This window comes from Gordoniibacillus kamchatkensis, assembly GCF_000829455.1.
GTDB classification, from domain to species: Bacteria; Bacillota; Bacilli; order Paenibacillales; family NBRC-103111; genus Gordoniibacillus; species Gordoniibacillus kamchatkensis.
Genome location: NZ_JXAK01000011.1, coordinates 37,226 through 60,577 on the forward strand (window position 1 = coordinate 37,226; position 23,352 = coordinate 60,577).

Sequence of the window (23,352 nt, forward strand, 5' to 3'; positions counted from 1 at the left end):
CCCCCTCATGAAAAAACCGGAAATTGAATTTTATAAATTTTTTTAGGCCTTCCACGCAGCTTTTCCAGTTTTTTGAACGAAACTTTCGCTACTCCTTTTTCCACCAGCTGGCTCAGAATCCGGTTGGCGCTCCTGACGGTAACCCCCAGATGAAAGGCAATATCTTCGGCGGTCAGCTCGCTCGTGCCCAGCTTGGAAATGACGCCTCTGATTTTTTGGATTTGCAGCGTGGAAATCCCCGTACTTTCGTTCAGCTGCATGATGCCGGAATCGACTTCATTCGAATAGTGCAAGCAGTTGTCTTCCCCGAGAGGTCCGATGATCTGATCGTTCCGGATGATGAACGTGCCGCGGACCGCGCTTGCGGACGACTGCTGATTCGCAAATTGTCCGTTCATTCTTGCTTTGTACATCGTATCTCCAATGCCCCAGCCGATGGCAACGGAAAAAGGCAGCTGTCCATGTAAGAACTGCATAAGAGAACAACCGGTAAAGTGATTGGTAATAAGTTTCAAGTCCTTAGCCGAACAAATGATTTCAAAACTTGCCGTTAATTTTTGAATGATGAAGGGGACTTTTTTCTCGGTTGAGAACTCCAGCAGCTCTTTGTGAAGCAGCATCATCTTTAATTCCAGATCATAAATGTTCGAGGTTGCGGCGTCAGGTTTGCTGATGGATACGTGGCCGATGGCAATCTGGTTGTCGGCCAGCTTCACAGCTTCCAGTTCACCGATGACCTGCTCGAACTGCCGAATAACGGACGCTTGCGACGGAAACAAATAAATATGCGGAATACCGCATTCCGTTAGCTTGTCGACAATATTACCTACGCGGGTAATGGCAAAATCGATCTTGCCTTCGTGCCATAAGTTCAAATGATGCTGCAGCGTCTCTTCATAAAAGCGCTCACTAAAGATGACGCGCTCCATATTACGTATCGTTTGCGGAAATTGATCCTCATGCAGGACGCTTCGCAGTCCTAAAAAATCGTTGCTTTCCCACAGAAAATCAATGAACACGCGCGAGAAATCCAGGTCCCTTTTCCGGACGCTCAGCTCAAACAGGCATTTATAAAAATCGTGCTCGTCAATCCGGTAGACGTAGCTCGGGATAGGGAACGACTCCCACTCGTGCTGGAGATGATGATAGGCCAGCTCGGTCATGATAAACCCGTCAACGTCCGCCTGATGACCGGCATAGAGAGGTTTGATTTCGGAAATTTGCTTATAGGGCAATAGAAGCAGATCGCTTCTTTGTCCAAAATGCGCCTGAACCGGAGCCAGACGCTCCAAATACGCCTTCGATACAATGACTCCCAGACGGATCAAGTGAACCGCGTCCTCCCTCCTTCTCTGTACTAGCATCTATTATATCCAAATTGAGAACGCATTGAAAATTCGAATACCGTATTGTGTTTCAGCCGCAAAGTAGCTTATAATCATTTTAGGTCAACGTCCTAAATATGACCGAAAATTGCAAGACAACCGATCCGGTCTGACATTCATGCGGAAAGGAGGGACGTTTGCAGTCGCCGGGAGGCGGATTCGTTTGTCGAAGGCCATTTTTTTGAAAGCGATATCATTATATGGACGGTGGGTGTCTATGACCAATCGCATGTCCGCTAACAAGGTAAAATATGTGACACTTGGTCTGTTGTGTTTAACGTGGCTCATTAATTATTTTGACAAGGTAGCCATTAACGTGGCCATCATTCCGCTCTCCAAACAATTCGGGTTAAGCACTGCGCATGCCGGCTTGATTTTGAGCAGCTTCTTTCTGAGCTATGCCATTATGCAGCCGATCGGCGGCTATTTGTCCGATAAGCTCGGCTCGAGAAAGGTGATTCTGTTTTCCGCGGTTTTATGGTCGCTGTTTACGTTATTGACCGGCTTTGCGTGGTCGTTCGCTTCCTTGATCGCGATCCGCTTTCTGTTCGGGATCGGCGAAGGCAGCTATCCGTCGGCAAGCTCGGTAGCCGTAGCGGAATCGTTTCCGCAAAAGCAGCGGGCCAGAGCCAAATCGATACTCACCTCTTCCACGACGCTTGGCGCGATGATCGGCTCGCTTGTGGCAGCTACGTTAACGAGTTGGTTCGGATGGAAATATATGTTTGTCGCTCTCGGTGCGGTCGGGTTTGCGGTTTGCTTCGTTCTCTTCTTTTTCTTAAAGCCGGGAGGGCAAACAGATCCGAAGCCAGCAGGGGAAGCGAAGGCGAAGATGCCGCTTAAGCAGCTGGTATCCATGCCTTTCGTATGGCAGCTTACGCTCATTTACTTCGGCGCCAGCATCGTAACTTGGGGCATGCAGTCATGGATGCCTTCATATCTCGTCAAAGTCCACCATCTGGATCTCGTTTCGATGGGCGCCCTGTCCTCCATTCCGTCGCTGGTCGGCTTTATTTCCGTTCTCATCACCGGTTGGCTGCTGGACAAAAAGTTCGCGCTCGGCCGGGAAAAATATTTTGTCATCGTCGGCTCCGTCGTCACGGCTATTTGCATTTATTTGATGTTCCAGGCGCCTTCGGTCGGAATGGTCGTTTTCTATCAGTGCTTGAGCTCGCTAGGCGGCGTGCTCATCGTAACGACCGTTCTAACGATGCCGCTCAAATATTTGGATCAACAAGTGATCGGCTCCGCGAGCGGTTTCGTCTACCTCGGCGGACAAGTGGCGGGCATTATCGCCCCTTCATTGATGGGGTTTATGATCCAAAGCTTTAACGGCTCCTATCAAGCTGCGTTTTGGGTGATGATCGCTGCGATGGTCTTTCCGTTCTTCGCCGCATTGACACTGCGCAGAGGATTTGAAGCACGGATATTCGAACGGACAAATACGCACACCGGGGAGGAACCGGCATGACTGACTTGGAAAAGCTCTCCGCCATTATTGAGAAGAAGCGAAATGAATTCATCCAATTAAGCGATAAGATCTGGGAAATTGCGGAAACCCGCTTTGAGGAGTTCCGGTCCGCCGAATTGCTGTGCCAGGCGCTGGAAAAAGAAGGATTTTCCGTGCAAAAAGGCGTCGGCGGCATGGAAACGGCGTTTATCGGAAGCTGTGGCAGCGGGACACCGGTTGTCGCCATTTTGGGGGAATTCGATGCGCTTCCCGGATTGAGCCAGAAAAAAGGAGTCGCCTCTGCCAATCCGCTCGTCGAAGGCGGCAACGGCCACGGTTGCGGCCACAATCTTCTCGGAACGGGCTCGCTCGCCGCGGCGGTTGCGTTGAAAACGTACATGGAAGAGGCCGGGATTGCAGGAACCGTCCGCTACTACGGCTGTCCCGCCGAAGAAGGTGGATCGGGTAAAACGTTCATGGCGCGCGAAGGTTTGTTTGACGATGTGGATTTTGCCCTGTGCTGGCATCCGGCCCCCGCGAACGGCGTATTCTCTGCCAACTCGCTCGCCAACTACCAGGTGTACTTTAAATTTGCGGGCCGAAGCTCGCACGCTGCGGCAAGCCCGCATTTGGGACGAAGCGCCCTCGACGCCGTCGAGCTTATGAATGTGGGCGTGAACTATTTAAGAGAGCACATCATTCCGGACGCGCGGGTGCACTATGCGATTACGAATGCAGGGGGGGCGGCTCCGAATGTCGTCCAGGCCGAAGCTGAAGTTCTTTATCTGATTCGCGCCCCAAAAACCCCGCAAGTAGAGGAAATTTACCAGCGCGTCTGCAACATTGCGCGCGGAGCGGCGCTGATGACGGGAACAAAGGTGGAGATCGTCTTCGATAAAGCGTGCTCGAATTTGGTGCCGAATACCGTGCTGGAACAAGTCATGCACGAAGTATTCACGAAGCTCGGCGTTCCGGTTTTCGACGACGAAGAGCGGAAGTTCGCGCGCGAGATGAGGGCTACATTTTCGGCAGAAGATATAAACAGCATTCCAAGCAAAGCTCTTCGGGATAAAGAGCTCGCCGATTTCATTATGCCTTACGGAGAACAAAGAGGGGCTTCCGCCGGCTCAGGCTCTACCGACGTAGGCGACGTCAGCTGGATAGCCCCTACCGTTCAGTGCGTAACGGCTTGCATGGCGGTTGGAACACCGTTTCATACTTGGCAGCTGGTCGCGCAAGGAGCAACTTCAATTGCACATAAAGGCATGCTTCATGCGGGGAAAGTGATGGCGGCGACGGCGCTCGAGGCGATGCGGAATCCCGCCGTTCTGGCGGAGGCGAAGGCGGAACTTAGCCGGCAACTGGCCGAGACGGCCTACACGTGCCCGATTCCAAAAGACGTGAAGCCATCGCCCAAAAAATAAAGCCGGCAAGCGGCACGCAGCAGTCCAGGGATATTGTTCTCCGGACTGCTGCTTTTTTCAAAATCGACCGCCGTATGCCAACAAAAAAGCTCTTTTTCCGGCATAGCAGAAAAAAGAGCTTGCGTTCACGCGGCAATCGCTGCCGATTATTGATGGCGCGTAACGACGTTTTTCAGCGCGTCCTTGGACTGGAAGCCGACGATTTTGTCGACCGGTTGGCCGTCCTTGAACACGATCAGCGTCGGGATGCTCATCACGCCGAAGCGGCTTGCGGACTCCGGATTGTCGTCCACGTTCACTTTCGCGATCTTCAGGTTCGATACCTCTTTATCCAATTCTTCCAGTACCGGCGCGATCATTTTGCAAGGTCCGCACCAAGGGGCCCAGAAGTCAACGAGTACGGTGCCGGTGGATTCGACTTCGCTTTTGAAGCTTTCGTCAGATACGTTTACGATAGCCATTGTTCATTTCCTCCTATTCGGGTTGTCAACATGTAAAGTATACCACAGCACTTGCGGTTTTCAACCGGACGGCGGTGCGCCCAAGCCTGATGTGGGCCGTGCGTTGCGAAGCGCATCCGTCTGCGGGGGCGGCGGTACTGCCGGGCAGACGTTTGCTTGCGGCGGTACGGAGGATGGAATATGGGATGGAGCAGCGACTTTTGAACTCGTGTTCCTTCCTTGTTACCAATTGATAGGAACACGAGTTCAATGGAGCCGGAATCCCATATTCCAATCCGCAGTACCGCCGCCCTTCACGACCTATTGCCCGGACGCCTTGCTTTCCTGCTCCCGGCGGATGGCTTCCATCCGCTCCACGAGGTTCGACCGAATTTGTCCGAGCTGGTGCAGCTGGCGGTCGATCTCGGCAAGCTTTTGCTCGTACATCGGCAAAATTTCCTCGCAGAACGCTTCTTTGTTCTTCATGACGCAGTTCAGGAAGCCTTCGATCTCGTCCGTCGAAAACCCGAGCCGCAAGTAGAACTGGATCGTATTCACGCGCTCGATGGCGGTGGCGTTGTATATCCGGTAGCCGTTCTCTTCTCTGTCGGCAGCGAGCAGCCCTTTGACTTCGTAATAGCGCAGCGAGCGCAAGCTCACTCCCGTGACCCGGGATAATTCGCCGATTCGCACCTAATCTTCGCCTCCTTCAAGCAGCATGGTTTCGATCCGGTAATGCCATTATAAACCCTAACACTAATGTCATAGTCAACACTTTTTTATTAGCTAACGGAAAATAAGCGATGCCCCGCCGCGCCGGCACTCCTATTGTTTGCACAATTGTCACTTTCAACGCCTTTACAACTTTCGGGCAAGTTGGGTATACTAAAGCGTAGTTAGCCAGTACCGTTAGGAGGTCCCTTCATGAGCGAGCCGCAATACCATCCCGAGCTTCACGTGAACGAAGAGCCGCGCAATGATTTCATGGACGTAGCGATGGGCTTCGGCGTGTTTTTCGGCGTTCTCTTTCTGATTGCCGTCGTGGCAACCGTTGTCTCCATGTTGGTGAAATAATTTAATTTATGGCAAAAAGCCTTTCCGTCCGCGCGGACGGAAAGGCTTTTTTGGCTTTTCGGCTACAGTCCCATGCGCGTCAGCGCGCCCTCGAACGAAGCGTCCACACTGTCGTCGCCGCATAAGTACCGCCAAAACTTGGCGATGTTGATTTGATTGACGCGCGCCTCGTCGCCGCACCACGCATGGTGTCCGGCCTTGCGCAAATAATCGAGCACTTCCGCGCTGCCGCAGCCGTCGGTGTTGAACAAGCCGCGCTGCTCCTCGCCGGGACGAAGCCGCAGCTTGAACACATATCGCGTCGTGTCCGTGAAGTTCGGCTGGGCGCAGTGCCAAATGCCGTGATGCAGGAAGGCGATGGACCCGGCCTTGGAGACGAGCTGGCGCTGGCCGGCGATGTTTTTGTAACGGCCGATGCTGCCGTTGCTCACTTTGCGCAAATGCGAGCCCGGCAGCACAAGTGTCGGCCCCATCTCCCGCGGCGCATCGTGGCAAAAATAAAACGCCTGCACGTCGAAGCCGAACGGGCGCGTGTCGATGACCGAATCGGCGTGGTACGTCTGCCCTTTCAGATGCTTCGCCTTGACGACGTGCAAAAACGAGTGGTCGTACACCGGATTCGCGCCAACAAAGCTTTGCACCGCTCCCTTTACTTGCGGCAGCTCGAAAATGTCGCGTATGACCGACGACTCGAACCAATACCGGTACCCGCTGCCGGCAAATGCGCGCATTTCCTCCAGTGCCCGGCGGTTGTATTCCTCCGGCACGACCTGATCGAGCACAAGAAACCCGCCCGCCGCAAAATCCGCCATCTGCCGCGCCGACAGCAAATGTTCCTTCGCTACAGCCGCAACGCTCATTGTACCTCCACCTTTCTTTCCAGCACGTATTCATAGGGAAGATGGCCTTGCTCGTGCTCGTGTCCGCCGATAAAGACGGGCAATGCCGGCAGCTGCATCACGTTCCAGCCGTCACGCATCGCGTCGAGCACCGATTCGTACGGCGGCACGTCGCTGTCCCCGGTCTGCATTTGCAGCTCCCCTTTCGGCTTCGCTCCGTCGTACAACGCCCATGCTACCGTGCGGGACTCGAGATCCGGATCCGCCGCATGCAAAATTAAAATTTGCTGTCGCAGCACACTCATGCTCTTCGATCGCTCCTCTGCAGACTTCATTTTTTGCTTGCTTCCTAGTCCATTGTAGGGTGACGGCAGGCTGCAAAGGAATGTATGATAAACGTAGAAATTTGCACAATACTAAGCTGTTTTTGTCAGAGGGGGCGGCAGAGTGGACCCGATTCGGCAGCAAGTGCTGCGCAGCTACTTGGACAACTTGCAAGTGCAGCTGCACACGGCGCAGCTGACCAAGGTTTTGAGCGACTGGGGCGAGACGTTGGCCGCGCCGCCGGTGAGCCGGTTGTACTTTTTCCGCTCAGGCGCGGGTTGGATTCGCCATCGGGGCGTGACGCACCGGCCTGAGCCGGGGCAGCTGTTTTTGCTGCCTGCGGGGCAGCCGCTCGCGTTCGGTACGGAGCCGGGGCGGACGTTCGAGAAATATTGGTGCCATTTTTCCGCGTCCGTGGGCGACCTGGACTTGTTTGAACTGCTCGGAACGCCGACGTTTGTGCGCGTGCCGGAGCGGGAGCGGCTTGAAAGCTTGTTCCGGGAGCTGATCGGGATGTACAAAAACGAAGCGTTCAGCGCCCCGCTGCGGGTTAAAGCGCTGCTGATGGACATCCTGTATCTGTATATCGAGCTGGCTATCGGGCAGGGTCTGCCCCTCGCCGTCACGTCCACGCGCGAGTCCGGCAAAATCGACGTCGTGCTGGCTTATATCGAACAAAACTTGCAGCGGCAAATGACAGTTGAAGAGCTGGCCGCCCTTGTGCACTTCCATCCGAACTATTTCCAGTCGTATTTCAAATCGATGCTGGGCGTTCCGCCGATCGCTTTCATTAACCGCAAGCGCATCGAGCTGGCGAAGCGGCTGCTGATCGCGACCGATATGCCCGTTGCGGACATCGCCGAACGGATCGGGCTCGAGCCGTACTATTTCTCGCGCATGTTCCGCAAGCTGGCGGGCCAGGCCCCGAGCACGTACCGGCAATATGCGGCGGCGCCTGTGGTTGAGCGGAAGCTCTAGCGGCGTTGAATCCGGCGCAGAACGGCCTTCGTCAGTTGCAAAAATGGCTCGGCCATTGCGCTTTCGCAGTGGCCGAGCCATTTTCGATACAATAGTATGATTGCTTGTTACACGCCGCGCTTGTTGTAGCCGCCGACCGCGACGACGTCGACGAACGGACGGATCCGGTCCATGATCCGCAGCCCCTTGTGCTCCTCTTCCCCGTCCTTGTTCGTGAAGCTGAAATGGCGCTCCAAGCCGTCCAGGTCGTAGTTCGAGGTGAAAAACGTCGGCTTGCGGTTCATCCGGTAATTGAGAATCGCGCCGACGACATGGTCGCGCAGCCACGGGTTCAAGTTTTCCGCGCCGATGTCGTCGAACACGAGCAGGTCGGTCTCCTTCAGCAGCTCGATCGTCTCGCGCAGCTTCTGGGAGTCCTGGAACATTCCTTTCAAATCTTCGGCAAAATCCGGCATATAGACGATCGCGCCGGTCAGCCCGACTTTGGCCAGCTGGTACAGCATGTAGCACATCAGGAACGTTTTGCCCGTGCCGAATGAGCCGGTCAGAAACAATCCGCGCGGCTGCAGCCCGTTTTCGATCGTGTTCTTGATATAAAACCCGATTTGCCCGACCGCCTCTTCGCGGTCCGGATCTTTCTCCAGCACGTCCTCGAACGAATAGCCGTACTGCAGCGCCTTCTCGTCGATATGAAACGTGCGGATCCGGTTTTGGATCGCCATCTGCATCTGGTGGGCGACGTATTTTTTGCACGATACTTTTTCCTCGCGAATGTAAGGCCGTTCGTTCACGAGATCCGCGCTCAGCATCGTGTAGTGTCCCGTCATATCGTTCGGACACTTGTCCAGCCCGGGGCAATTCATGCACGTCTTGTACTCTTTCACGTACTGGTACAAGCTGTTCATGTTGATCTTCATCGTATGCTCGTCGACGAACGGATACTTTTGCCGGAATTTCACGATGAGCGGGTCGGCGAGCAGCAGCCTTGCCCGTTCTTCTGCTTGCTGCAGCACCGACGGATACGGCAACTGCTTCAAAATGCTCGATAACGACTCCACGCTCGCTCCCCCTATTCGCTGCGCTTATTTAGCACTTGATCCAGCTCTTTCGCGACGCGCCGAATTTCCTCGCGCTTCTCCTCGCTCAGCGTGCTGCCGCGCGCGCTTTGCGCCACCGGGATGTGCGGCTTCGCCTTGGCGGCTGCCGCCCCGCCGGTACGCGCGCCCCGGCCTGCACCGCGGATCGCGCCGCTGCCGCTGCGCACGACGTCTTTGCCCGCCGCCGCAACTTCTTCAGCCGCCCTCTCCTTCGCCTCCAGCTTCTGCTTCAGCTTCAGCCGCTCGCGCACGAACTGGACAGCTTGCTCGTACGTCTCGATCTGGCGCCCCAGCATATCCGAAGCGACTTGCTCGAGCGACGACTTCGACCATGAACGGCGCGATACATACGTATAATGAATGATGACATTGATGACCGTCTCGTTCAACTTATAAGTCAAATCGATCTTCTCGAAAATGTCCAGCACCCCGTCGGGCACCGGCCCTTTCGGGAAAAATTTCTGCAGCACGAACGTATAAGGCTCGTTGCGCAAAATGAAGTTGTATTGATGCTCGTTGCACTCGCCTTGCAATAGCGCCGGCACCTCGAGATAATACTGCATCTCCACATTGTGCTCCTGGCGCTCGCCGCCGACTGCCTCCCCGCCCGCTTCCCGCGCTCGGGCCAGCGAACGCTGCCGGCTCTCGTCGCGGCGTTTGCTTTGCCGATAAAACAAATTCGCCCTGTACTGCAGCAGCTCCACATCGAGCGAACCGTCTTCGCGGAACACGCCGTCCTCATCAAGCAGCCGGCATGTCTCCTGCAGCCCCAGCGCGTATTTGCGCGCGACGAAATTGACAGCGGCAAGATGCTCCGGCTCGTACTTGAAGCTTTCCACGAAGGGGCGGTTGCGCGACTCGCGCGGAAAGCGCTGAATGATGTCGGCATAGCCGAACCCTTTCGGCGCAAGCTCGGGCCTATCCGGGCCCGGACCTGACGCCGCAGTCTGTTCCACGGCCGCCTCGAACTCCGGATCTACTGCGAACGCATTGAGCCGGAACAGCTCGTAGAACGGCATCGACAAATCCTCGCTCGGTGTCCCGGCCAGCTCGTCCGGCTGCGCCGCAAGCAGCTCGTCCTTCAGCGCGAGCACCATGTACTTGCCGATTTTGTCGCGCAGCAGCAGCGTCAAATGCTGATTGCGGAAAAACTCCGCCGGGTCGAGCGGGGCAAACAGCCGGTACACGTACACATACTCTTCGCCCGCTTCTATGTAATGGCGCGACGTCTGCAGCAGCCCGACCGCCTCGAGCCGCGACGTGTGCTCGATCCAGTCGCGCGCCCGGCTTCGCCCTCCGAACCGGTCAGCAGCAAAAGCCGGCGATGCAGCTCCAGCGGCGAATAGCCGGACTGCGCCTCCGCCACTTGACGGTACAGCGTATGATACAGCCCAACCGCGGACAAGCCGACGATCGGCTGATACATGTGCGTCAGCATGCTGCTCTGCAGCGCGCTTAAAGCGAAATCGCGATACACGCTGTAGCGGTGATGCTCCGTAAAATGCAGCAAATTGGCAATGCGCACGTTCGATCCTACTCCATCCGTCCGAAAGTATCGGTATTCCATTTTACCACAAAAAGCGACAAGGATGGTGCACCAATTTTTCGCCGTTGCCTGGCGGACCGAAATCCGCCGAACACGCCCCGCAGCATGCGGCATAAAAAAATGACATTCCAACCGCCAGTCGGAATGTCACCGTCAATAGTTCGCTTTCGGTTCAAAACATTTTGAACCCTTTGAGCCGCAGCGTCTTGATGGCCGAGCCGCTCAGCACGGCGCCGACGAGGCCGCCGACAGCCGGAATGTAGTCCGCGTACGTAAATTCCGCCACGTTGCTCCAAAACGTCCCGGGCCCCAGCGACCAGTACACGATAAGTCCGATCACCAGCGCAATGTAAGCGTAGATCGGAAACCAGGTTGTTTTCATCAGCATATTGAGAATAAAGCCGATGCCGAAAAACAGCACAAACATCAGCACCGTTACGATAATGAGCTGGATCACAAGCGATCGTTCCTTCCTATTGCAAAAGCAAATTTATCGTGCTTCCCGAGAAAGTTCGGGGCTGCGCTGCGGATTGGAAATGTGGGTCTCCGGCTTCGTTGAACTCGTGTTCCCCGAATGATGAAACCAAGGTGGGAACACGAGTTCAAAAGCGCACGCTTCGCTCTCCGACCCACATTCCCATCCTCCGCTCCGCCTCATTATTCATTGTAGCGGATGGGCCGCGGCGCGTAAAGTGGACGGAATTTGAACGTTTAGCCGGCTTCGGGTACAATGAAACAAGATTTGCTACAGCGCAAGAGTAAAGGAGTGTTACATACGATGAGTGAAGCTACGCAAACGCTGGAAGGCTGGTATTCGCTGCACGATTTCCGGCTTATCGACTGGACGATGTGGAAAACCGCCGACGAAAGCACGCGCCGCGAAGCTCGCGAAGAGCTCGCCGCTTATCTCGCCAAATGGCAGGGGATCGAGGACCGCAAGGAAGGCAGCACGGCGACGTACAGCATCGTCGGCCAGAAAGCCGATTTCATGTTCATGCATTTGCGCGAGACGTTGGAGGAGCTGAACGATCTCGAGAACGATTTTAACAAATCGACGTTCGCTTCCTTCCTTATCCCGGCATATTCGTACGTATCCGTCGTCGAGCTCAGCTCGTACTTGGGCAAGCCCGGCGAAGATCCGATGCAGAACCCGGAAATTGTCGCCCGCCTGAAGCCGGCTTTGCCGAAGACGAAGCATATTTGCTTCTACCCGATGAACAAACGCCGCGAAGGAAACGACAACTGGTACATGCTCGACATGGAAGCGCGCAAAAACATGATGCGCTCGCACGGCATGATCGGCCGCAGCTACGCCGGCAAAGTGAAACAGATTATTACCGGCTCCGTCGGTCTCGACGACTGGGAATGGGGCGTGACGCTGTTCGCCGACGACGCGCTGCAGTTCAAAAAGCTCGTGTACGAAATGCGCTTCGACGAAGTAAGCGCACGGTACGGCGAATTCGGCGACTTCTACGTCGGCAATCTGCTCGATCAGGCGCTTTTTAACGACTTGCTCCGCATTTGACGGCTGCGTAAAAAAAGCCATGAACCTGACGCCTCGGTTCATGGCTTTTTTGCTCCATCAAAAAGTATATCGCCCGCGCTCTATCCTTGCCTGATTCCGTACGAGAAACGGGAGGCCGTCTGGAACGACGCCCCCCGTTTCTTCTTACCGTATTACTCGTCTTCCTCTTCTTCCAGCGCCTTCATTTGCGCTTCCATTTCCGCCTTGCGCCGCAAGTATTCCTCCGTATCGCGGTCGCGCTGGCGGCTTTTTTCCTTCAGCCGCTCGATCGCCGGAAGAATGAGAATATCGATTTCTTTCTGAACCGTCTGCACCAGATCGTATCGGTTCTGGCTTTCGAGATAATGGCCGACGTCCATCAGCGCATTATACCGGTCCAGCTCGTCCCTTGTCAGCAGTCCGCGCACTTGCACGCTGCAGTGTCTCATAACCGTCGCTCCCGCGAATATCGTTGATTAGAAACGCCCTTTGCGCAGTACGAGCGGAATGCCGCCGATAATATACAGGTAGCGAATATCGATGAGCTTTTTCACCACGGAGGCGACGTAGCCGCGGAACTTGCGCTCGCCGACGACGCCGATGCCTTGGCCGCGGCCGAGCGAAGCTACCGTACCGCGATTGATGAACTTGAATTCCTTCTGCTGATTGCCGCGGATGGCAGCGACCAGGTTATGCGCGCAGCACTCGCCTTGCTGCGTGGCGATTTGTGCGGTCGGCGGATACGGACGGCCTTCCGGATTCATGACGATCGAGCAGTCGCCGACGATGTAGACGTTGTCGAACTGCGGCGAACGCAAGTACGGGTCGACTTTCACACGGCCGCGCAACGTTTCGAAGCCGGCTTCGTCGAGCATATGGTTGCCGCGAATGCCGCCTGTCCAAACGACAGTTCCGGCTTTAATAAATTCGTCGCCGGCGATCAGTACACCTTCAGGCGTGCACTCTTTGATCGCCGTGCCGATTTTGAAAACGACGCCCTTGTCGGCGAGCACTTTCATGCCGTATTCGACAAGCTCGGGATCGAAGCCCGGCAGCGCTGTCGGGGCCGCTTCAATGTTATATATTTTCACGAGCGACGGATCTACGTCGAATTCTTTGCACAGCTCGGGAATCCGGTCGGCAAGCTCGCCGACGAATTCGATGCCGGTGAAGCCGCGCCGCCGATGACGAAGGTGAGCAGCTCTTTGCGCTCCGGCTCGCGTTTGTACTTCGCGAACTGGTACTCGATATGCTCGCGGATAAAGCGGACGCTGTTGATGGAGCGAATGTTCATGGCGTGCTCTTTGAGGCCCGGAATGCCGAACGTCTCCGGCTCGCCGCCGAGACCGACAACCAAATAATCGTAAGAGAGCGTGCCGTCTTCGAGAATGACTTTTTTCTCGTGCGGGCGAATTTGCACTACCGTAGACTTGACGAAATCGACTTTGAACTCGTCGATCAGCTTCAAAATATTGACGCGGGCTTTTTCCGGGTCGCTTGTACCGGCGGCCGGCATATGAAGATCGGTCGTAATGTAATGGTAATCATGTTTATTAACGAGCGTCACGTCAGCCTCGTTGTAGTTCAGCTCTTTTTGCAGACGAATGGCGGTTACAATGCCGCCGTAGCCTGCTCCCAGAATGACGATTCTCGGTATTCGGCTCATGTTCTCTCACATCCGTATCCTTATTCTTTAGCGGTTAATCTTACTTGTGAAAAAAGACACAAATAGTCGCTAGCAGAAGAATTCCCTGCTAGTATTTCCTCGCATCGAGTGGTTCATCCGAGGCCCGACTTCGTGTTTTCCGCAACATAATTTAACCAATTCTCAAGCAATAATATAATGATCGCACATAAAGTGCAAGCATGTTTTTGCCGAAAAATATTGGATTTGTTCACAAGGGTGTTTATAATGAGATAAGGTTTGTCACTAACGCCAGCGGAGGAGAAAATCATGTCAGTTGAGGAGAAACAAACCGGGATTGTCGATATAGCTATTATCGGTGCCGGGCCTGCCGGGATGTTTGCCGCATTTTACGCCGGCATGCGCCAGGCAAGCGCGATTATTATCGAAAGCATGCCCCAGGTTGGCGGTCAATTGGCCGCTCTGTATCCGGAAAAATACATATACGATGTAGCCGGCTTCCCGAAAGTGACAGCGCAACAGCTCGTCAACAATTTGAGCGAGCAGTTGAAGCTGTTCCCGGTGAAAACGTATCTGGAGGAAAAAGTGCTGCGGGTCGTGAAAAATGGGGAGCGCGATTTCGAGATCGTGACCGACAAAGGCGTGCACCGCAGCCGCGCCGTCATTATCGCCGGCGGTGTAGGGGCGTTCGAGCCGCGCCGCCTGGAGCTTCCCGAAGCGCTGCGTTTCGAGAAAAAGAACTTGCACTACTTCGTCAGCGATTTGAACGCCTTCGCCGGCCAACGCGTCCTCATTAGCGGCGGCGGCGACTCGGCCGTCGACTGGGCGCTTATGCTCGAGCCGATCGCCAAGGAAGTGACGCTCATTCACCGCCGCGACAAGTTCCGCGCACACGAGCACAGCGTCGAGAACTTGATGAAATCGCGGGTGAACGTGTTGACGCCGAAAGAGCTGACGCAGCTGCACGGCGAGGAACGCATCGAGAAAGTGACGCTGTCCGACGTGAAATCGGGCGAAACCGTCCAGCTGGACGTCGACGCCGTTATTGTCAACTTCGGATTCGTTTCGTCGCTCGGACCGATCGCGGAATGGGGTATGGACATCGAAGACGGGTCCATCGTCGTCGATTCCCGGATGGAAACGAGCATTCCCGGTATTTTCGCGGCGGGCGACATTACAACGTATCCGGGCAAGCTGAAGCTGATCGCTGTCGGCTTCGGCGAGGCGCCTACGGCGATCAACAACGCCAAAGTGTATATCGACCCGACCGCCAAGCTATCGCCCGGCCACAGCAGCAACATGAAGCTGTAAACTGCATAACCGGCTCCTCTAAAGGGCATCCTAACCGCCAGCAGCGCCTCCTGTCCCGGATGGCGCGCAATTCGCGACGGGGAGGGTGCCTTTATGTCTTATTGCGCCGTATGCAACGGAATCGAAGAGGTTAGCGCCCATTGTCCGCAATGCGGCAGCCTTCTGGACGATCACGGCAGGTTCAACGATTTTCTCGGCCCGTATTCGCCATACCGCCAGATCGACGATATCAGCATGACCAACGGCTATCCGGACCTCGCCCGCCACGAGTGCATGCATGTGCTGTCTTGCCCGGGATGCGCCCGTTCGTATACGATCGGCTTCGCCGAAACCGATTGAAAGTGCAATAAAGCCCGCTCCGGCGCTGCTCCGGAACGGGCTTTTCGTGTTCATCTATTAGTTTCCGGACGCTTTGGGCAAGTCGTGTCCGGCATCTATATGTAGTCGGCGCCGCTTAATTTCAGCCAGCAACAGTTGTACGAAATCTTCTTCCAGGTTCAAGTCAATTGCCTTCAAGTAAGAATCGATAAGCGTGTCGTTGTTCATCAATCTCAATCGCAATCACCGTCCTTCCCGAGATGACATTATATTACCATGCACCCAAAAATAGAACAATCGTTCTGTTATCCACATCAATCTGTTAATAACCTGTGGGCAAGCTGTTGATATATGTCACAATCTGTCCAACGGCGCGGGGGATAATGTGGATAAAGTTATGCACAAGTGGGCCGCGGTTATGCCCGATTAAAAAAATTAATCATCGCGCATGTTCTCCATACACGGACCGCATACTACGACCGAAGGAGCGTGACCCAAGTGACGACCAAACAGGAAAACAATTTCCGCCATGCGCTCGCCATAACGATCGTCATCGGCGCCTTAATCGCCCTGGTCGTAATTATTTCGATGATGGCGGTCAAGACATAGCATCAGGCAAAATGCCGCTCCGACCCGCATTGGTCGGAGCGGCATTTTTTACTGCGTCAGTAAACAGAAAATTTGCCAATACTTAGGCTGATTTCGCTGCTGGACGCTAAGCTGGAGATGTAGCGGCGAGCACCGTGCTGGGCGTCACACAGCCAGCTCTTAACGCCAAGGAGTTAAGCTGGAAGTGCAACGGCGAGCACCATGATGGACGTCACACAGCCAGCTTAACGCCGGTAAACGCGCACGTCCCGATGCACAGCTGAAGCCGGCTAGTCTTGGCGGCGCTGATTCGGTTACGTTCCGGTCGCTGCCTTAGCGTTGCTGTCGTCGATGACGTCCGGATCGTTCGTAACGGTGGCGCTGAGCAGTGTGAACGTGGCAGGCAAGTCGCCCGTAACCGAGCTGCCGGAGCCGAAGTAGCTTTTTGACGTGGACGTAGGGGCAATGATGAGAGAATCTCCGTTATTGATCGTGCCGGTGTTGCTGACTACTTTGTAGGCACCGACGAAAGAAGGCATGAGCACCAGCATCCTTTGACTTGGTGATGCTTCATCCTATGTGCTAATGCCCTCAAACGGAACCGTTACTTTGCAAAAAGCGATTTCTCGGACATGATCCCGTTCTGGTCGAACACGATGTCGACGTAATATTTCGGATCGTCCTTCAGTTGGTACTCGTACGTTTTTTTGCCTCCGGTTTGGCCGATCAGCTTGCCGCTCGAGCCGGCGATTTTCGTGACCTCGTCGAATTTGATCGCACCGACGATTTTGTCGTACTGCGCCCGCGTCATTTGCGGCAGCTGTTCCGGCTTCGCTGCGGCGCCGCCTCCCGCCGGCTGCTGCGCGGTACCGCCGCCTGCCGGCTGCTGGGCTGCCCCGCCGCCTGCCGCCCCTCCTCCCGCCGTTCCGCCGCCCGCAGTACCTCCCCCCGGCGCTACCGCGTTCGGATTGCCGGCCGTACCGGAGTTGTCGTTAGGCGCATGGGCGGGCGCAGGATTGGCCGTATTCTTTTTTGCGCACCCGGTCAAAGCGAGCGCCAGCACAAGAGTCACAAGCCATACATAACGCATTCGTGTCGGACCTCCCAAGCGAGTTTCGGATTCGCTATAGTATTCGTCCAAGTTGCGGCATTTAGTCGGTTTGTTTTTGTTCGAAAAAGCGGAGCGGTCCGCATTTGAGGCAAACAACAAATCACCCCCTGCCACAGGGTTACGCCCTGTTGGCAGGAGGTGATTTAACGGCCAGTATGCCGCGCCAGTGCGCCTCAATCCTCGCACTTCTCGGCCAGCTGCTCTTCCTCCGGCTTCGTCCGGAACGAGCTGCCGCAGCCGCACGTGGCGATGGCGTTCGGATTGTGGATGGTGAACCCTCCGCCCATGCCTGCGTCCTTGTAATCGATCTCGACGCCGTACAAATATTTGTAGCTGTCCGCATCCACGACGACTTTCAAGCCGCGGATTTCCAACACTTTGTCGTCTTCTTTCTGATCGTCGTCGAAGCCCATCCCGTAAGAGAAGCCACTGCAGCCTCCGGGCTTGACGCCAAGGCGCAAGAACAAGTCGGGGGTCTCTTGCGACGCGAGCATTTCTTTAATTTTATCTGTAGCGGTTTCGCTTATCGTCACCATATCGGTTAACCCTCCATTCAGCTTCAATGATCTAACTTCAGTATACTCCTATCGAAATAATGACTCAAGGGTTGGAGGCCTGCGACAATGAACGGTTCGGATACGCCAGCGCATAGAACCTCACTAACAACCGGTCAAGCCGATTGCTGAGGCCCTGTACTTCCGGGTGCAAAAAGCCGTACCGGATGCCGAGAGCAGCCATCTCACGGCGAAGCGTCTCGATTTCTTCGGACAGCAGGTTCAATTCTTCACTCCGTACAGACGTCGGCAAATCCATCACCTTAACTATTAATCTAGTTTTATGTATACAGCATACTAGATTTTGTACCGTTTGGAAATCATGACCGAATTTTTTCTCGTATTGCCGGGATAGTGCTCTAGGTTTATAATAAGTAGGATTGTGAATCTTTGTACAAGGCGCGGACCTGCAAACTAAAATTACCGGGAGGGAATCCGATGAACATCGCGGTCAGCAGTCCCGACAAACGAATGGCCGAAATTGCCGAGAAAGTGCAGCACGGACAGCGGCTGTCGCTGGAGGACGGTGTATTTCTGTACGAGTCCGACGATTTACCGACCATTGGTCAATTGGCCAATTTGGCCAACCAGCGTAAAAACGGCAAGCTCGTCTATTTTGTGCAAAACATGAGCCTCTATTTCACCAACGTATGCGAGGAGCATTGCGCATTTTGCCATTTCCGCCGCGACGAAGGCGAGGACGGGGCTTACACGCTAACTCCGGCACAAATGCTTGAGTACGTAGCCGAACATTACCATCCCGAGCTGCAGGAATTTCATATTAGCCAAGGCCACAACCCGCACGTGCCGTTTGACTATTACGTCGATTGCATCCGCCAGCTGAAGCAGGCGTACCCGCATGTAACGATCAAAGCGCACACCGCGGCAGAGATCGATTTCTTCTCGCGAATCAGCGGGCTCAGCTATAAAGATGTGCTGAAGACGCTTATGGAGGCAGGCTTGTCTACGCTGCCGGGGGGCGGGGCCGAAATTTTGACGGAACGGTACCGGGCGAAAATGAAAGTGGAGAAAGCGTCGTCCGAGCAGTGGCTCGACGTGCATCGCACCGCGCACCAGCTCGGCATGAAGACGCACGCCACGATGCTGTACGGCTCGATCGAGACGCTGGAGGAACGGATCCAGCATATGATGTTGCTGCGCGAGCTGCAGGACGAAACCGGCGGCTTCCTCGTCTTCATCCCGAACTCGGTGCAGCCGGCGAGCAAAAACGCGGGAATTAAGCGGCGCGTCCCGGCTTTCGACGAGCTGAAGACGATTGCGATCAGCCGCCTCATGCTGGACAATTTCCCGCACATTAAAGCGTACTTCATCAATATCGGCACGAAGCTGATGCAGCTGTCGTTCGCCTTCGGCGCTTCCGACGCGCACGGCACCATCGTCAAGGAGCGCATTTCGCATGCCGCCGGGGCCACGTCGCCGGAAGGCTTGACGAAGGATGAGCTCGTATGGCTCATACAAGGGGCCGGACGGACGCCGGTCGAACGAGACACCTTTTATAATGAAATCCGCAGATTTTAGAGATAATAACGTACAATCCTGATTTGGCGCATAGGAGTGGAGTTGGAGTTATGAAGAAGCTGGTCATCCTTGGCGGCGGTTACGGCGGTCTTACTGTCGCGCTGCACTTGCTGGAGAAAGATTTACCGCCGGATACCGTCATCGTGCTTGTCGACCGGAGCCCGTTTCAAGGGCTGAAGACGGAATATTACGCGCTGGCGGCGGGGACGATTGCCGAGACGCATATTCGGGTGCAATTCCCGGTCGACCCGCGCCTCATTATCAAGTACGGCGACGTCAGCGCGGTCGATCTCGAAAACAAGCAAGTTCTGTTCGACGGCAAAGAATCGCTTGGTTACGACTGGCTTGTGATCGGATTAGGCTGCACCGACAATTACCACGGCATTCCCGGCGCTGAGGAGTACTCTTGCAGCATCCAGAGCTTTAGCCAGACGCGGGAAACGTACGTAAGGGTAAACGAGGTCGCTCCTTACGGGCAAGTGACCGTTGTCGGCGGGGGGCTGAGCGGCGTCGAGATCGCCGCAGAGCTCAGGGAAAGCCGCCCCGACCTCAACATTCGCATTCTCGACCGCGGCGGCAGCATTTTGTCGGCGTTCCCGAGCAAGCTGCAAACGTTCGTCCGCGAATGGATGTCCGAGCACGACATCGAAATGCGTTCGCACATATGTCTTACTCGACTGGACGGCCACGACCTTTACAACGGGGATAGCGATATTATTAAGACCGACGCTACCGTCTGGACGGCAGGCATTCAGCCGAGCCCGGTCGTGCAGGCCCTCCAGTTGCCGAAAGACAAGCAAGGGCGGCTCATGTTGAACGAATACCACCAGCTTCCGGATTACAACGACGTGTACATCGTCGGCGACTGCGCCAGCTTGCCGTTCTCGCCGAGCGCGCAAGCGGCCGAGGCGCAAGGCAAGCAAATCGCCGAAGTCATTCGCGCCGTCTGGAAAAACGAAACGCCCCGGCTCGGCAAAATCAAGCTTAAGGGCGTTCTCGGCTCGCTCGGCAAAAAGACCGGCTTCGGCGTCATGGGCAAGCGGACGATTATGACCGGCTCCATCCCGCGGGCGCTGAAGAGCGGCGTGTTGTGGATGTCCAAGCAGCATTTCGGCTAAAAAAGGTTCCGGCGGCCGGCCGTTACTCGCCGCCCAGCACTTCGTACATGGCTTCGATCTCTTTGATTTTCTCGTATATTTTGATCTCCAGCTCCTCGGCATTGGCGGCTTCTACGATTTCGCCGTTGACGAGAGCATAGGGGAACATGTAGCACGTGCCGCAGTTGCCGAGGCAGCCGTATTCGACGACGTCGTAATCCGGGTTCGCTTCCAGCGCCTTCATGAGCTTTTCCGTGCCGTGGTGCATATTGGAGCTGCAAAATTCGATGATGGGTCTCATAACGCTTCTGCCTCCTTCGGATAAGTTGTTTGATAATCATTTTCATTTTACGCTAATTATCATATAATATAAGTATACGAAAAGCGAGAGGAGAGATGGTACCATGACAGAACAAACGAAGAACGAATCGATGTACGATGAAGTTCTCGAGGTGCTCGATAAATTGCGTCCGTTTCTGCAGCGCGACGGCGGCGACGTGGAGCTTGTCGATGTGGAGGACGGCGTCGTGAAGCTGAAGCTTATGGGCGCTTGCGGCTCTTGCCCGAGCTCGACGATCACGCTGAAAGCCGGCATCGAGCGCGCCCTGATTGAAGAAGTCGAGGGCATCGAAGAAGTCGTTCAAGTATTTTAAGCTAAGGTGAAGAGCCTGCCGGGTTGCGGCAGGCTCTTTCTTGTGCGCGCATATTCGCCGTCCGATTGCCGAACACTAGAGCCGATCTGATATCGACGACCAATAAAGGCGGTGTTACCCGGATGGAACCGAATTGGAGCGCCATTCACGAGCAGCTGGCGGCTATTAAAGCGCAGCTCGGCGGACTGTACGCGGACGATGCCGACGCGGAACTCAAAACGTGCCGCGCTTACGGCAATCAGCTGCTGCTGGACGGAACCGCTCTGGCAACAAGCGACACGAGTGCCGAAGAGAAGCACGGCATTACCGTCAGCATGCGGCAAGCGGTGAATAAGCTGCAGGAGCAGCTGGATGAAATTAAAACGAAAACTGCGGAGGCGTACCGCAAACATATCGGTACGGATGAGAAAGAGGCGTTTGAGCAGCTGTCGCCCGAATTGCAGCAGCAGTACAATGCCCAAGCGTACCGCAGCTTCGCCGCCTTTCACGCGGCGGACGAGCTGCTGGACAAGCTTAGCAAGCTGAACGCTGCCCTCCTGGACGCCGGCAGCGAGCTGGATCGAATGACACGCGAGGAACACACCGCCGCGGGTCGTACAACAGCCGCTGCGGACGTGGAGACGTTCGACCGCGATCCCGCACCGTCGTCGCTGTCGATGTAGTTTCCGATGCAATGGCCGTAGCTCCTGCTTAAGCAAGAAAACATGCGGAGCGGAGGGTGGAAATGAACCGGAGAGACGACTTTTAAAGCCGCGTTTCTGCCAATAAAAGAACGCGGCTTGAATGGAGGCCGGAGGTTCATTTCCATTTCGCAACGCAGCCCATTTTTCAGCAAACAAAAAGGGTATCGCAGCCGCGAGCCGGCTGGCGATACCCTTTTTGCAATGGCCGTTACCGCTCCCGTTTCTGCAGCAGCACAGGCAGCGGCTGGATCGGATCGAGGCCGCCGGAAACGTCGATAATGGCGCCGGTTACAAACCCCGATTCGGGCAGACACAAAAAATTCGATGACGCGGGCGATGTCCTCGCCTGTTCCGGGGCGGCCGACAGGGGTCTCTTTGTCCGTTTCGAAGGCAGCGTCGGCAATCGTCTTCTCCTTGTAGCCGCCGCGTATGTCGCCGGGGCCGATCAGGTTGACGGTAATGCCGTGCGGCGCCTCTTCTTCCGCAAGCGTTTTCGTAAAGGAGACGAGGCCGACCTTGGCGGCGGCGTATACGGCCCGCGTCGGCCAGGCGCGCGCTTCGGCGGCGCGGCTGAAGCCGAAATGGATAATGCGGCCCCAGCCTCTTTGCCGCATGCCCGGCAACACAAGCCGGTCGAGCTCCATGACGCTTAGCAAATTGCCGCGCATCAAATATTCGATCTCGGCGCTCGTATAGTCGATGAAATCGCGGCGCTCGCGAATGAACGGCCCGGCGTTGTTGACGAGGATGTCGACCGGCCCGAGCCGCTCCGTCGCTTCCCGGACGAGCTCGCTTAGCTCGCTCGGTATCGTGATGTCGGCACGGACGGCTGCGCTGCGCACGCCCATTGCGGCAAGGCGCTGCGCCAGCGACTCCGCTTCGTCGCGGCTCGTCGCATAGTTAACCGCGACGTTGCAGCCTTGCTCGGCGAGCCGCAGCGCCGCCATCTTGCCGAGCCCTTTGGCGCTGCCCGTGACGAGCGCCGTTCTGCCTTGCAGCCTCATCTCCGCTCCCCTGCCTTTTCGTTCATATAAGTGAACACAGCCAGCAGCGTGTCCGCGACCATGCGATACGCCTGCTCGAGTTCTCCGGTCTGGGCCCGGACGTCTTCCACCCGCAATCGGTCGCCCGGGCGGTAAGACGTTTGCTTTAAATCGTCCAGCAGCTCCGAGTTCACATAATGAATTTCCATGTTGCGCTGCTTGCGCAAGCTGGCGAGCGGCATTTTGTACTCCGTCTTCAGCTCGTACAGACGCTGCTGCAGCTGCGGGTGCGCCTGCCTGTCGCGCATGCGGCGCAGCACCGTAAAGTAGGAGAAGCGCTCCTTGACCCGTTCCGTCTCCAGAGCGAACGACTCGTTCAAAAAGTACCCCAGCTTGTCGAGCAAAGAAAAGACGCGAATGAGGGCGTTTTTGTAAAAGTATACGTAGCGTCGGTAGTCGTCCTTCTCCCGTTCGTCCATTTGTTCGACGAAGGGGCTGCGGATGTTTGCCGCGAACTTGGCAGCGCAATAGCAGCTTTGCTCCAGCTCGTCCATAGCGTCCCTAAGACCGTGCGTCCATATGGCGTATTGCGGCACCTTCTCCGCGCTTAAACCTCCGCGCACCTTGCCTGCCGCCAGCGCCGCGGCAAACCGGTCAAGCTCGCGAAAAACAAACAGCAGCTCTCCCTCGTCCTTGCGTTTCGGTTCGCCGAACAAAGCTCGCAGCATGCGTCCACCTCGTCCCTGGTAGCATTGAAAAGCCCGACTGTTCCCTGCCTTCGTCCACCGGCCCGGCTGCGGGCCAGCCTC

General features: G+C 55.7%; 28 protein-coding genes and 2 pseudogenes. 11 read left to right on the top strand and 19 right to left on the bottom strand.

From position 1 onward, the window contains the following. Positions 1-5: 5 nt before the first annotated feature. Complete coding sequence (locus SD70_RS08175) at positions 6-1,328, bottom strand: helix-turn-helix domain-containing protein (protein ID WP_041047115.1); 1,323 nt, start codon at positions 1,326-1,328, stop codon at positions 6-8. Between the two features lie 274 nt (positions 1,329-1,602). Here SD70_RS08175 and SD70_RS08180 point away from each other — a divergent pair, with 274 nt between their 5' ends. Together SD70_RS08180 and SD70_RS08185 are read left to right on the top strand one after the other, a co-directional pair. After that, a complete protein-coding gene (locus tag SD70_RS08180; RefSeq protein WP_041047182.1) occupies positions 1,603-2,856 on the top strand; it encodes an MFS transporter in 1,254 nt (417 codons plus the stop codon). Then, complete coding sequence (locus tag SD70_RS08185) at positions 2,853-4,259, top strand: M20 family metallopeptidase (RefSeq protein WP_041047116.1); 1,407 nt, start codon at positions 2,853-2,855, stop codon at positions 4,257-4,259. Before SD70_RS08180 ends, SD70_RS08185 begins: the two co-directional genes overlap by 4 nt. Positions 4,260-4,405: 146 nt before the next feature. Here SD70_RS08185 and trxA read toward each other — a convergent pair whose 3' ends face one another. After that, complete coding sequence (gene trxA / locus SD70_RS08190; protein WP_041047117.1) at positions 4,406-4,720, bottom strand: thioredoxin; 315 nt, start codon at positions 4,718-4,720, stop codon at positions 4,406-4,408. 300 nt (positions 4,721-5,020) lie between these two features. Then, complete coding sequence (locus SD70_RS08195; protein WP_041047118.1) at positions 5,021-5,392, bottom strand: MerR family transcriptional regulator; 372 nt, start codon at positions 5,390-5,392, stop codon at positions 5,021-5,023. Positions 5,393-5,623: 231 nt separating this feature from the next. On the opposite strand from SD70_RS08195, the gene SD70_RS35860 reads away from it, so the two are divergent. Continuing rightward, complete coding sequence (locus SD70_RS35860) at positions 5,624-5,773, top strand: YqzM family protein (RefSeq protein ID WP_156157936.1); 150 nt, start codon at positions 5,624-5,626, stop codon at positions 5,771-5,773. A 62-nt stretch (positions 5,774-5,835) separates the two neighbouring features. On the opposite strand, the gene SD70_RS08200 is transcribed toward SD70_RS35860, so the two are convergent. Beyond that, positions 5,836-6,633: a phytanoyl-CoA dioxygenase family protein gene (locus tag SD70_RS08200; RefSeq protein ID WP_052487180.1), complete on the bottom strand. Its 798-nt coding sequence runs from the start codon at positions 6,631-6,633 to the stop codon at positions 5,836-5,838. Continuing rightward, positions 6,630-6,917 (bottom strand): hypothetical protein, encoded by a 288-nt coding sequence (locus SD70_RS08205; protein WP_082053216.1) that lies wholly within the window; start codon positions 6,915-6,917, stop codon positions 6,630-6,632. Before SD70_RS08205 ends, SD70_RS08200 begins: the two co-directional genes overlap by 4 nt. 142 nt (positions 6,918-7,059) lie before the next feature. On the opposite strand from SD70_RS08205, the gene SD70_RS08210 reads away from it, so the two are divergent. Beyond that, complete coding sequence (locus SD70_RS08210; RefSeq protein WP_041047120.1) at positions 7,060-7,914, top strand: helix-turn-helix domain-containing protein; 855 nt, start codon at positions 7,060-7,062, stop codon at positions 7,912-7,914. 107 nt (positions 7,915-8,021) lie between these two features. Here SD70_RS08210 and SD70_RS08215 read toward each other — a convergent pair whose 3' ends face one another. From SD70_RS08215 to SD70_RS08225, 4 genes are all read right to left on the bottom strand, one after another. Then, positions 8,022-8,972: an ATP-binding protein gene (locus tag SD70_RS08215; protein WP_041047121.1), complete on the bottom strand. Its 951-nt coding sequence runs from the start codon at positions 8,970-8,972 to the stop codon at positions 8,022-8,024. Positions 8,973-8,983: 11 nt separating this feature from the next. Next, positions 8,984-10,198, bottom strand: coding sequence for a DnaD domain protein (locus SD70_RS08220; RefSeq protein ID WP_231571111.1), 1,215 nt, complete (start codon positions 10,196-10,198; stop codon positions 8,984-8,986). Positions 10,199-10,221: 23 nt separating this feature from the next. Continuing rightward, positions 10,222-10,536 carry a hypothetical protein gene (locus tag SD70_RS37765; RefSeq protein ID WP_231571112.1) on the bottom strand — a complete coding sequence of 105 codons (315 nt, stop codon included), beginning with the start codon at positions 10,534-10,536 and terminating at the stop codon, positions 10,222-10,224. A gap of 193 nt (positions 10,537-10,729) precedes the next feature. After that, a complete protein-coding gene (locus SD70_RS08225) occupies positions 10,730-11,014 on the bottom strand; it encodes a YuiB family protein (protein ID WP_041047122.1) in 285 nt (94 codons plus the stop codon). Between the two features lie 321 nt (positions 11,015-11,335). On the opposite strand from SD70_RS08225, the gene hemQ reads away from it, so the two are divergent. Next, positions 11,336-12,082 (top strand): hydrogen peroxide-dependent heme synthase, encoded by a 747-nt coding sequence (gene hemQ / locus SD70_RS08230; protein WP_041047123.1) that lies wholly within the window; start codon positions 11,336-11,338, stop codon positions 12,080-12,082. 152 nt (positions 12,083-12,234) lie between these two features. On the opposite strand, the gene SD70_RS08235 is transcribed toward hemQ, so the two are convergent. After that, complete coding sequence (locus SD70_RS08235) at positions 12,235-12,510, bottom strand: hypothetical protein (RefSeq protein ID WP_041047124.1); 276 nt, start codon at positions 12,508-12,510, stop codon at positions 12,235-12,237. A gap of 27 nt (positions 12,511-12,537) precedes the next feature. Beyond that, positions 12,538-13,727: pseudogene (locus SD70_RS08240) on the bottom strand (NAD(P)/FAD-dependent oxidoreductase). Between the two features lie 288 nt (positions 13,728-14,015). On the opposite strand from SD70_RS08240, the gene SD70_RS08245 reads away from it, so the two are divergent. Both SD70_RS08245 and SD70_RS08250 read left to right on the top strand, forming a co-directional pair. Beyond that, a complete protein-coding gene (locus SD70_RS08245; RefSeq protein WP_041047125.1) occupies positions 14,016-15,017 on the top strand; it encodes an NAD(P)/FAD-dependent oxidoreductase in 1,002 nt (333 codons plus the stop codon). 93 nt (positions 15,018-15,110) lie between these two features. After that, positions 15,111-15,356, top strand: coding sequence for a hypothetical protein (locus tag SD70_RS08250; protein ID WP_041047126.1), 246 nt, complete (start codon positions 15,111-15,113; stop codon positions 15,354-15,356). A gap of 57 nt (positions 15,357-15,413) precedes the next feature. Here SD70_RS08250 and sda read toward each other — a convergent pair whose 3' ends face one another. The 5 genes from sda to SD70_RS08275 all read right to left on the bottom strand — a co-directional run bounded on the left by sda (position 15,414) and on the right by SD70_RS08275 (position 17,814). After that, positions 15,414-15,563 (bottom strand): sporulation histidine kinase inhibitor Sda, encoded by a 150-nt coding sequence (gene sda / locus SD70_RS08255; protein WP_331436747.1) that lies wholly within the window; start codon positions 15,561-15,563, stop codon positions 15,414-15,416. 674 nt (positions 15,564-16,237) lie between these two features. After that, entirely contained in the window at positions 16,238-16,462 is a 225-nt protein-coding gene (locus SD70_RS08260) for a spore germination protein (RefSeq protein WP_041047185.1), read from the bottom strand. Between the two features lie 65 nt (positions 16,463-16,527). After that, positions 16,528-17,013: a hypothetical protein gene (locus SD70_RS08265; protein ID WP_156157937.1), complete on the bottom strand. Its 486-nt coding sequence runs from the start codon at positions 17,011-17,013 to the stop codon at positions 16,528-16,530. A 194-nt stretch (positions 17,014-17,207) separates the two neighbouring features. Continuing rightward, on the bottom strand, positions 17,208-17,570 hold the full coding sequence (gene erpA / locus SD70_RS08270; RefSeq protein ID WP_041047128.1) for an iron-sulfur cluster insertion protein ErpA: 363 nt from the start codon (positions 17,568-17,570) through the stop codon (positions 17,208-17,210). 64 nt (positions 17,571-17,634) lie between these two features. Next, positions 17,635-17,814 carry an aspartyl-phosphate phosphatase Spo0E family protein gene (locus SD70_RS08275; protein ID WP_041047129.1) on the bottom strand — a complete coding sequence of 60 codons (180 nt, stop codon included), beginning with the start codon at positions 17,812-17,814 and terminating at the stop codon, positions 17,635-17,637. Between the two features lie 212 nt (positions 17,815-18,026). On the opposite strand from SD70_RS08275, the gene mqnE reads away from it, so the two are divergent. After that, positions 18,027-19,127, top strand: a complete 1,101-nt coding sequence (gene mqnE, locus SD70_RS08280) for an aminofutalosine synthase MqnE (protein ID WP_041047130.1) — start codon at positions 18,027-18,029, stop codon at positions 19,125-19,127. A 50-nt stretch (positions 19,128-19,177) separates the two neighbouring features. Further along, positions 19,178-20,245, top strand: a complete 1,068-nt coding sequence (locus SD70_RS08285) for an NAD(P)/FAD-dependent oxidoreductase (RefSeq protein ID WP_041047131.1) — start codon at positions 19,178-19,180, stop codon at positions 20,243-20,245. 22 nt (positions 20,246-20,267) lie between these two features. Here SD70_RS08285 and SD70_RS08290 read toward each other — a convergent pair whose 3' ends face one another. Next, a complete protein-coding gene (locus SD70_RS08290) occupies positions 20,268-20,525 on the bottom strand; it encodes a YuzB family protein (RefSeq protein WP_041047132.1) in 258 nt (85 codons plus the stop codon). A 103-nt stretch (positions 20,526-20,628) separates the two neighbouring features. Here SD70_RS08290 and SD70_RS08295 point away from each other — a divergent pair, with 103 nt between their 5' ends. After that, on the top strand, positions 20,629-20,877 hold the full coding sequence (locus SD70_RS08295) for a NifU family protein (RefSeq protein ID WP_041047133.1): 249 nt from the start codon (positions 20,629-20,631) through the stop codon (positions 20,875-20,877). Between the two features lie 122 nt (positions 20,878-20,999). Next, entirely contained in the window at positions 21,000-21,539 is a 540-nt protein-coding gene (locus SD70_RS08300) for a hypothetical protein (protein ID WP_041047134.1), read from the top strand. Positions 21,540-21,768: 229 nt separating this feature from the next. Here SD70_RS08300 and SD70_RS08305 read toward each other — a convergent pair. Both SD70_RS08305 and SD70_RS08310 read right to left on the bottom strand, forming a co-directional pair. Beyond that, positions 21,769-22,558 (bottom strand): annotated as a pseudogene (locus SD70_RS08305) (SDR family oxidoreductase). 2 nt (positions 22,559-22,560) lie between these two features. Next, the gene (locus SD70_RS08310) at positions 22,561-23,271 is read right to left on the bottom strand and encodes a Cthe_2314 family HEPN domain-containing protein (RefSeq protein ID WP_041047135.1); all 711 of its coding nucleotides are present in this window, start codon (positions 23,269-23,271) and stop codon (positions 22,561-22,563) included. Positions 23,272-23,352 lie beyond the last annotated feature (81 nt).

Bases quoted from the DNA above. Each gene is read 5' to 3' on its own strand.
- SD70_RS08205 (WP_082053216.1), bottom strand. From the start codon at position 6,917: ATGAGTGTGCTGCGACAGCAAATTTTAATTTTGCATGCGGCGGATCCG.
- SD70_RS08250 (WP_041047126.1), top strand. From the start codon at position 15,111: ATGTCTTATTGCGCCGTATGCAACGGAATCGAAGAGGTTAGCGCCCAT.
- SD70_RS08310 (WP_041047135.1), bottom strand. From the start codon at position 23,271: ATGCTGCGAGCTTTGTTCGGCGAACCGAAACGCAAGGACGAGGGAGAG.
- SD70_RS08235 (WP_041047124.1), bottom strand. From the start codon at position 12,510: ATGAGACACTGCAGCGTGCAAGTGCGCGGACTGCTGACAAGGGACGAG.
- SD70_RS08285 (WP_041047131.1), top strand. From the start codon at position 19,178: ATGAAGAAGCTGGTCATCCTTGGCGGCGGTTACGGCGGTCTTACTGTC.
- mqnE (WP_041047130.1), top strand. From the start codon at position 18,027: ATGAACATCGCGGTCAGCAGTCCCGACAAACGAATGGCCGAAATTGCC.
- erpA (WP_041047128.1), bottom strand. From the start codon at position 17,570: ATGGTGACGATAAGCGAAACCGCTACAGATAAAATTAAAGAAATGCTC.
- SD70_RS35860 (WP_156157936.1), top strand. From the start codon at position 5,624: ATGAGCGAGCCGCAATACCATCCCGAGCTTCACGTGAACGAAGAGCCG.
- hemQ (WP_041047123.1), top strand. From the start codon at position 11,336: ATGAGTGAAGCTACGCAAACGCTGGAAGGCTGGTATTCGCTGCACGAT.
- SD70_RS08180 (WP_041047182.1), top strand. From the start codon at position 1,603: ATGACCAATCGCATGTCCGCTAACAAGGTAAAATATGTGACACTTGGT.
- SD70_RS08290 (WP_041047132.1), bottom strand. From the start codon at position 20,525: ATGAGACCCATCATCGAATTTTGCAGCTCCAATATGCACCACGGCACG.
- sda (WP_331436747.1), bottom strand. From the start codon at position 15,563: ATGAACAACGACACGCTTATCGATTCTTACTTGAAGGCAATTGACTTG.
- SD70_RS08200 (WP_052487180.1), bottom strand. From the start codon at position 6,633: ATGAGCGTTGCGGCTGTAGCGAAGGAACATTTGCTGTCGGCGCGGCAG.
- SD70_RS08265 (WP_156157937.1), bottom strand. From the start codon at position 17,013: ATGCGTTATGTATGGCTTGTGACTCTTGTGCTGGCGCTCGCTTTGACC.
- trxA (WP_041047117.1), bottom strand. From the start codon at position 4,720: ATGGCTATCGTAAACGTATCTGACGAAAGCTTCAAAAGCGAAGTCGAA.
- SD70_RS08185 (WP_041047116.1), top strand. From the start codon at position 2,853: ATGACTGACTTGGAAAAGCTCTCCGCCATTATTGAGAAGAAGCGAAAT.
- SD70_RS08300 (WP_041047134.1), top strand. From the start codon at position 21,000: ATGGAACCGAATTGGAGCGCCATTCACGAGCAGCTGGCGGCTATTAAA.
- SD70_RS08245 (WP_041047125.1), top strand. From the start codon at position 14,016: ATGTCAGTTGAGGAGAAACAAACCGGGATTGTCGATATAGCTATTATC.
- SD70_RS08260 (WP_041047185.1), bottom strand. From the start codon at position 16,462: ATGCCTTCTTTCGTCGGTGCCTACAAAGTAGTCAGCAACACCGGCACG.
- SD70_RS08295 (WP_041047133.1), top strand. From the start codon at position 20,629: ATGACAGAACAAACGAAGAACGAATCGATGTACGATGAAGTTCTCGAG.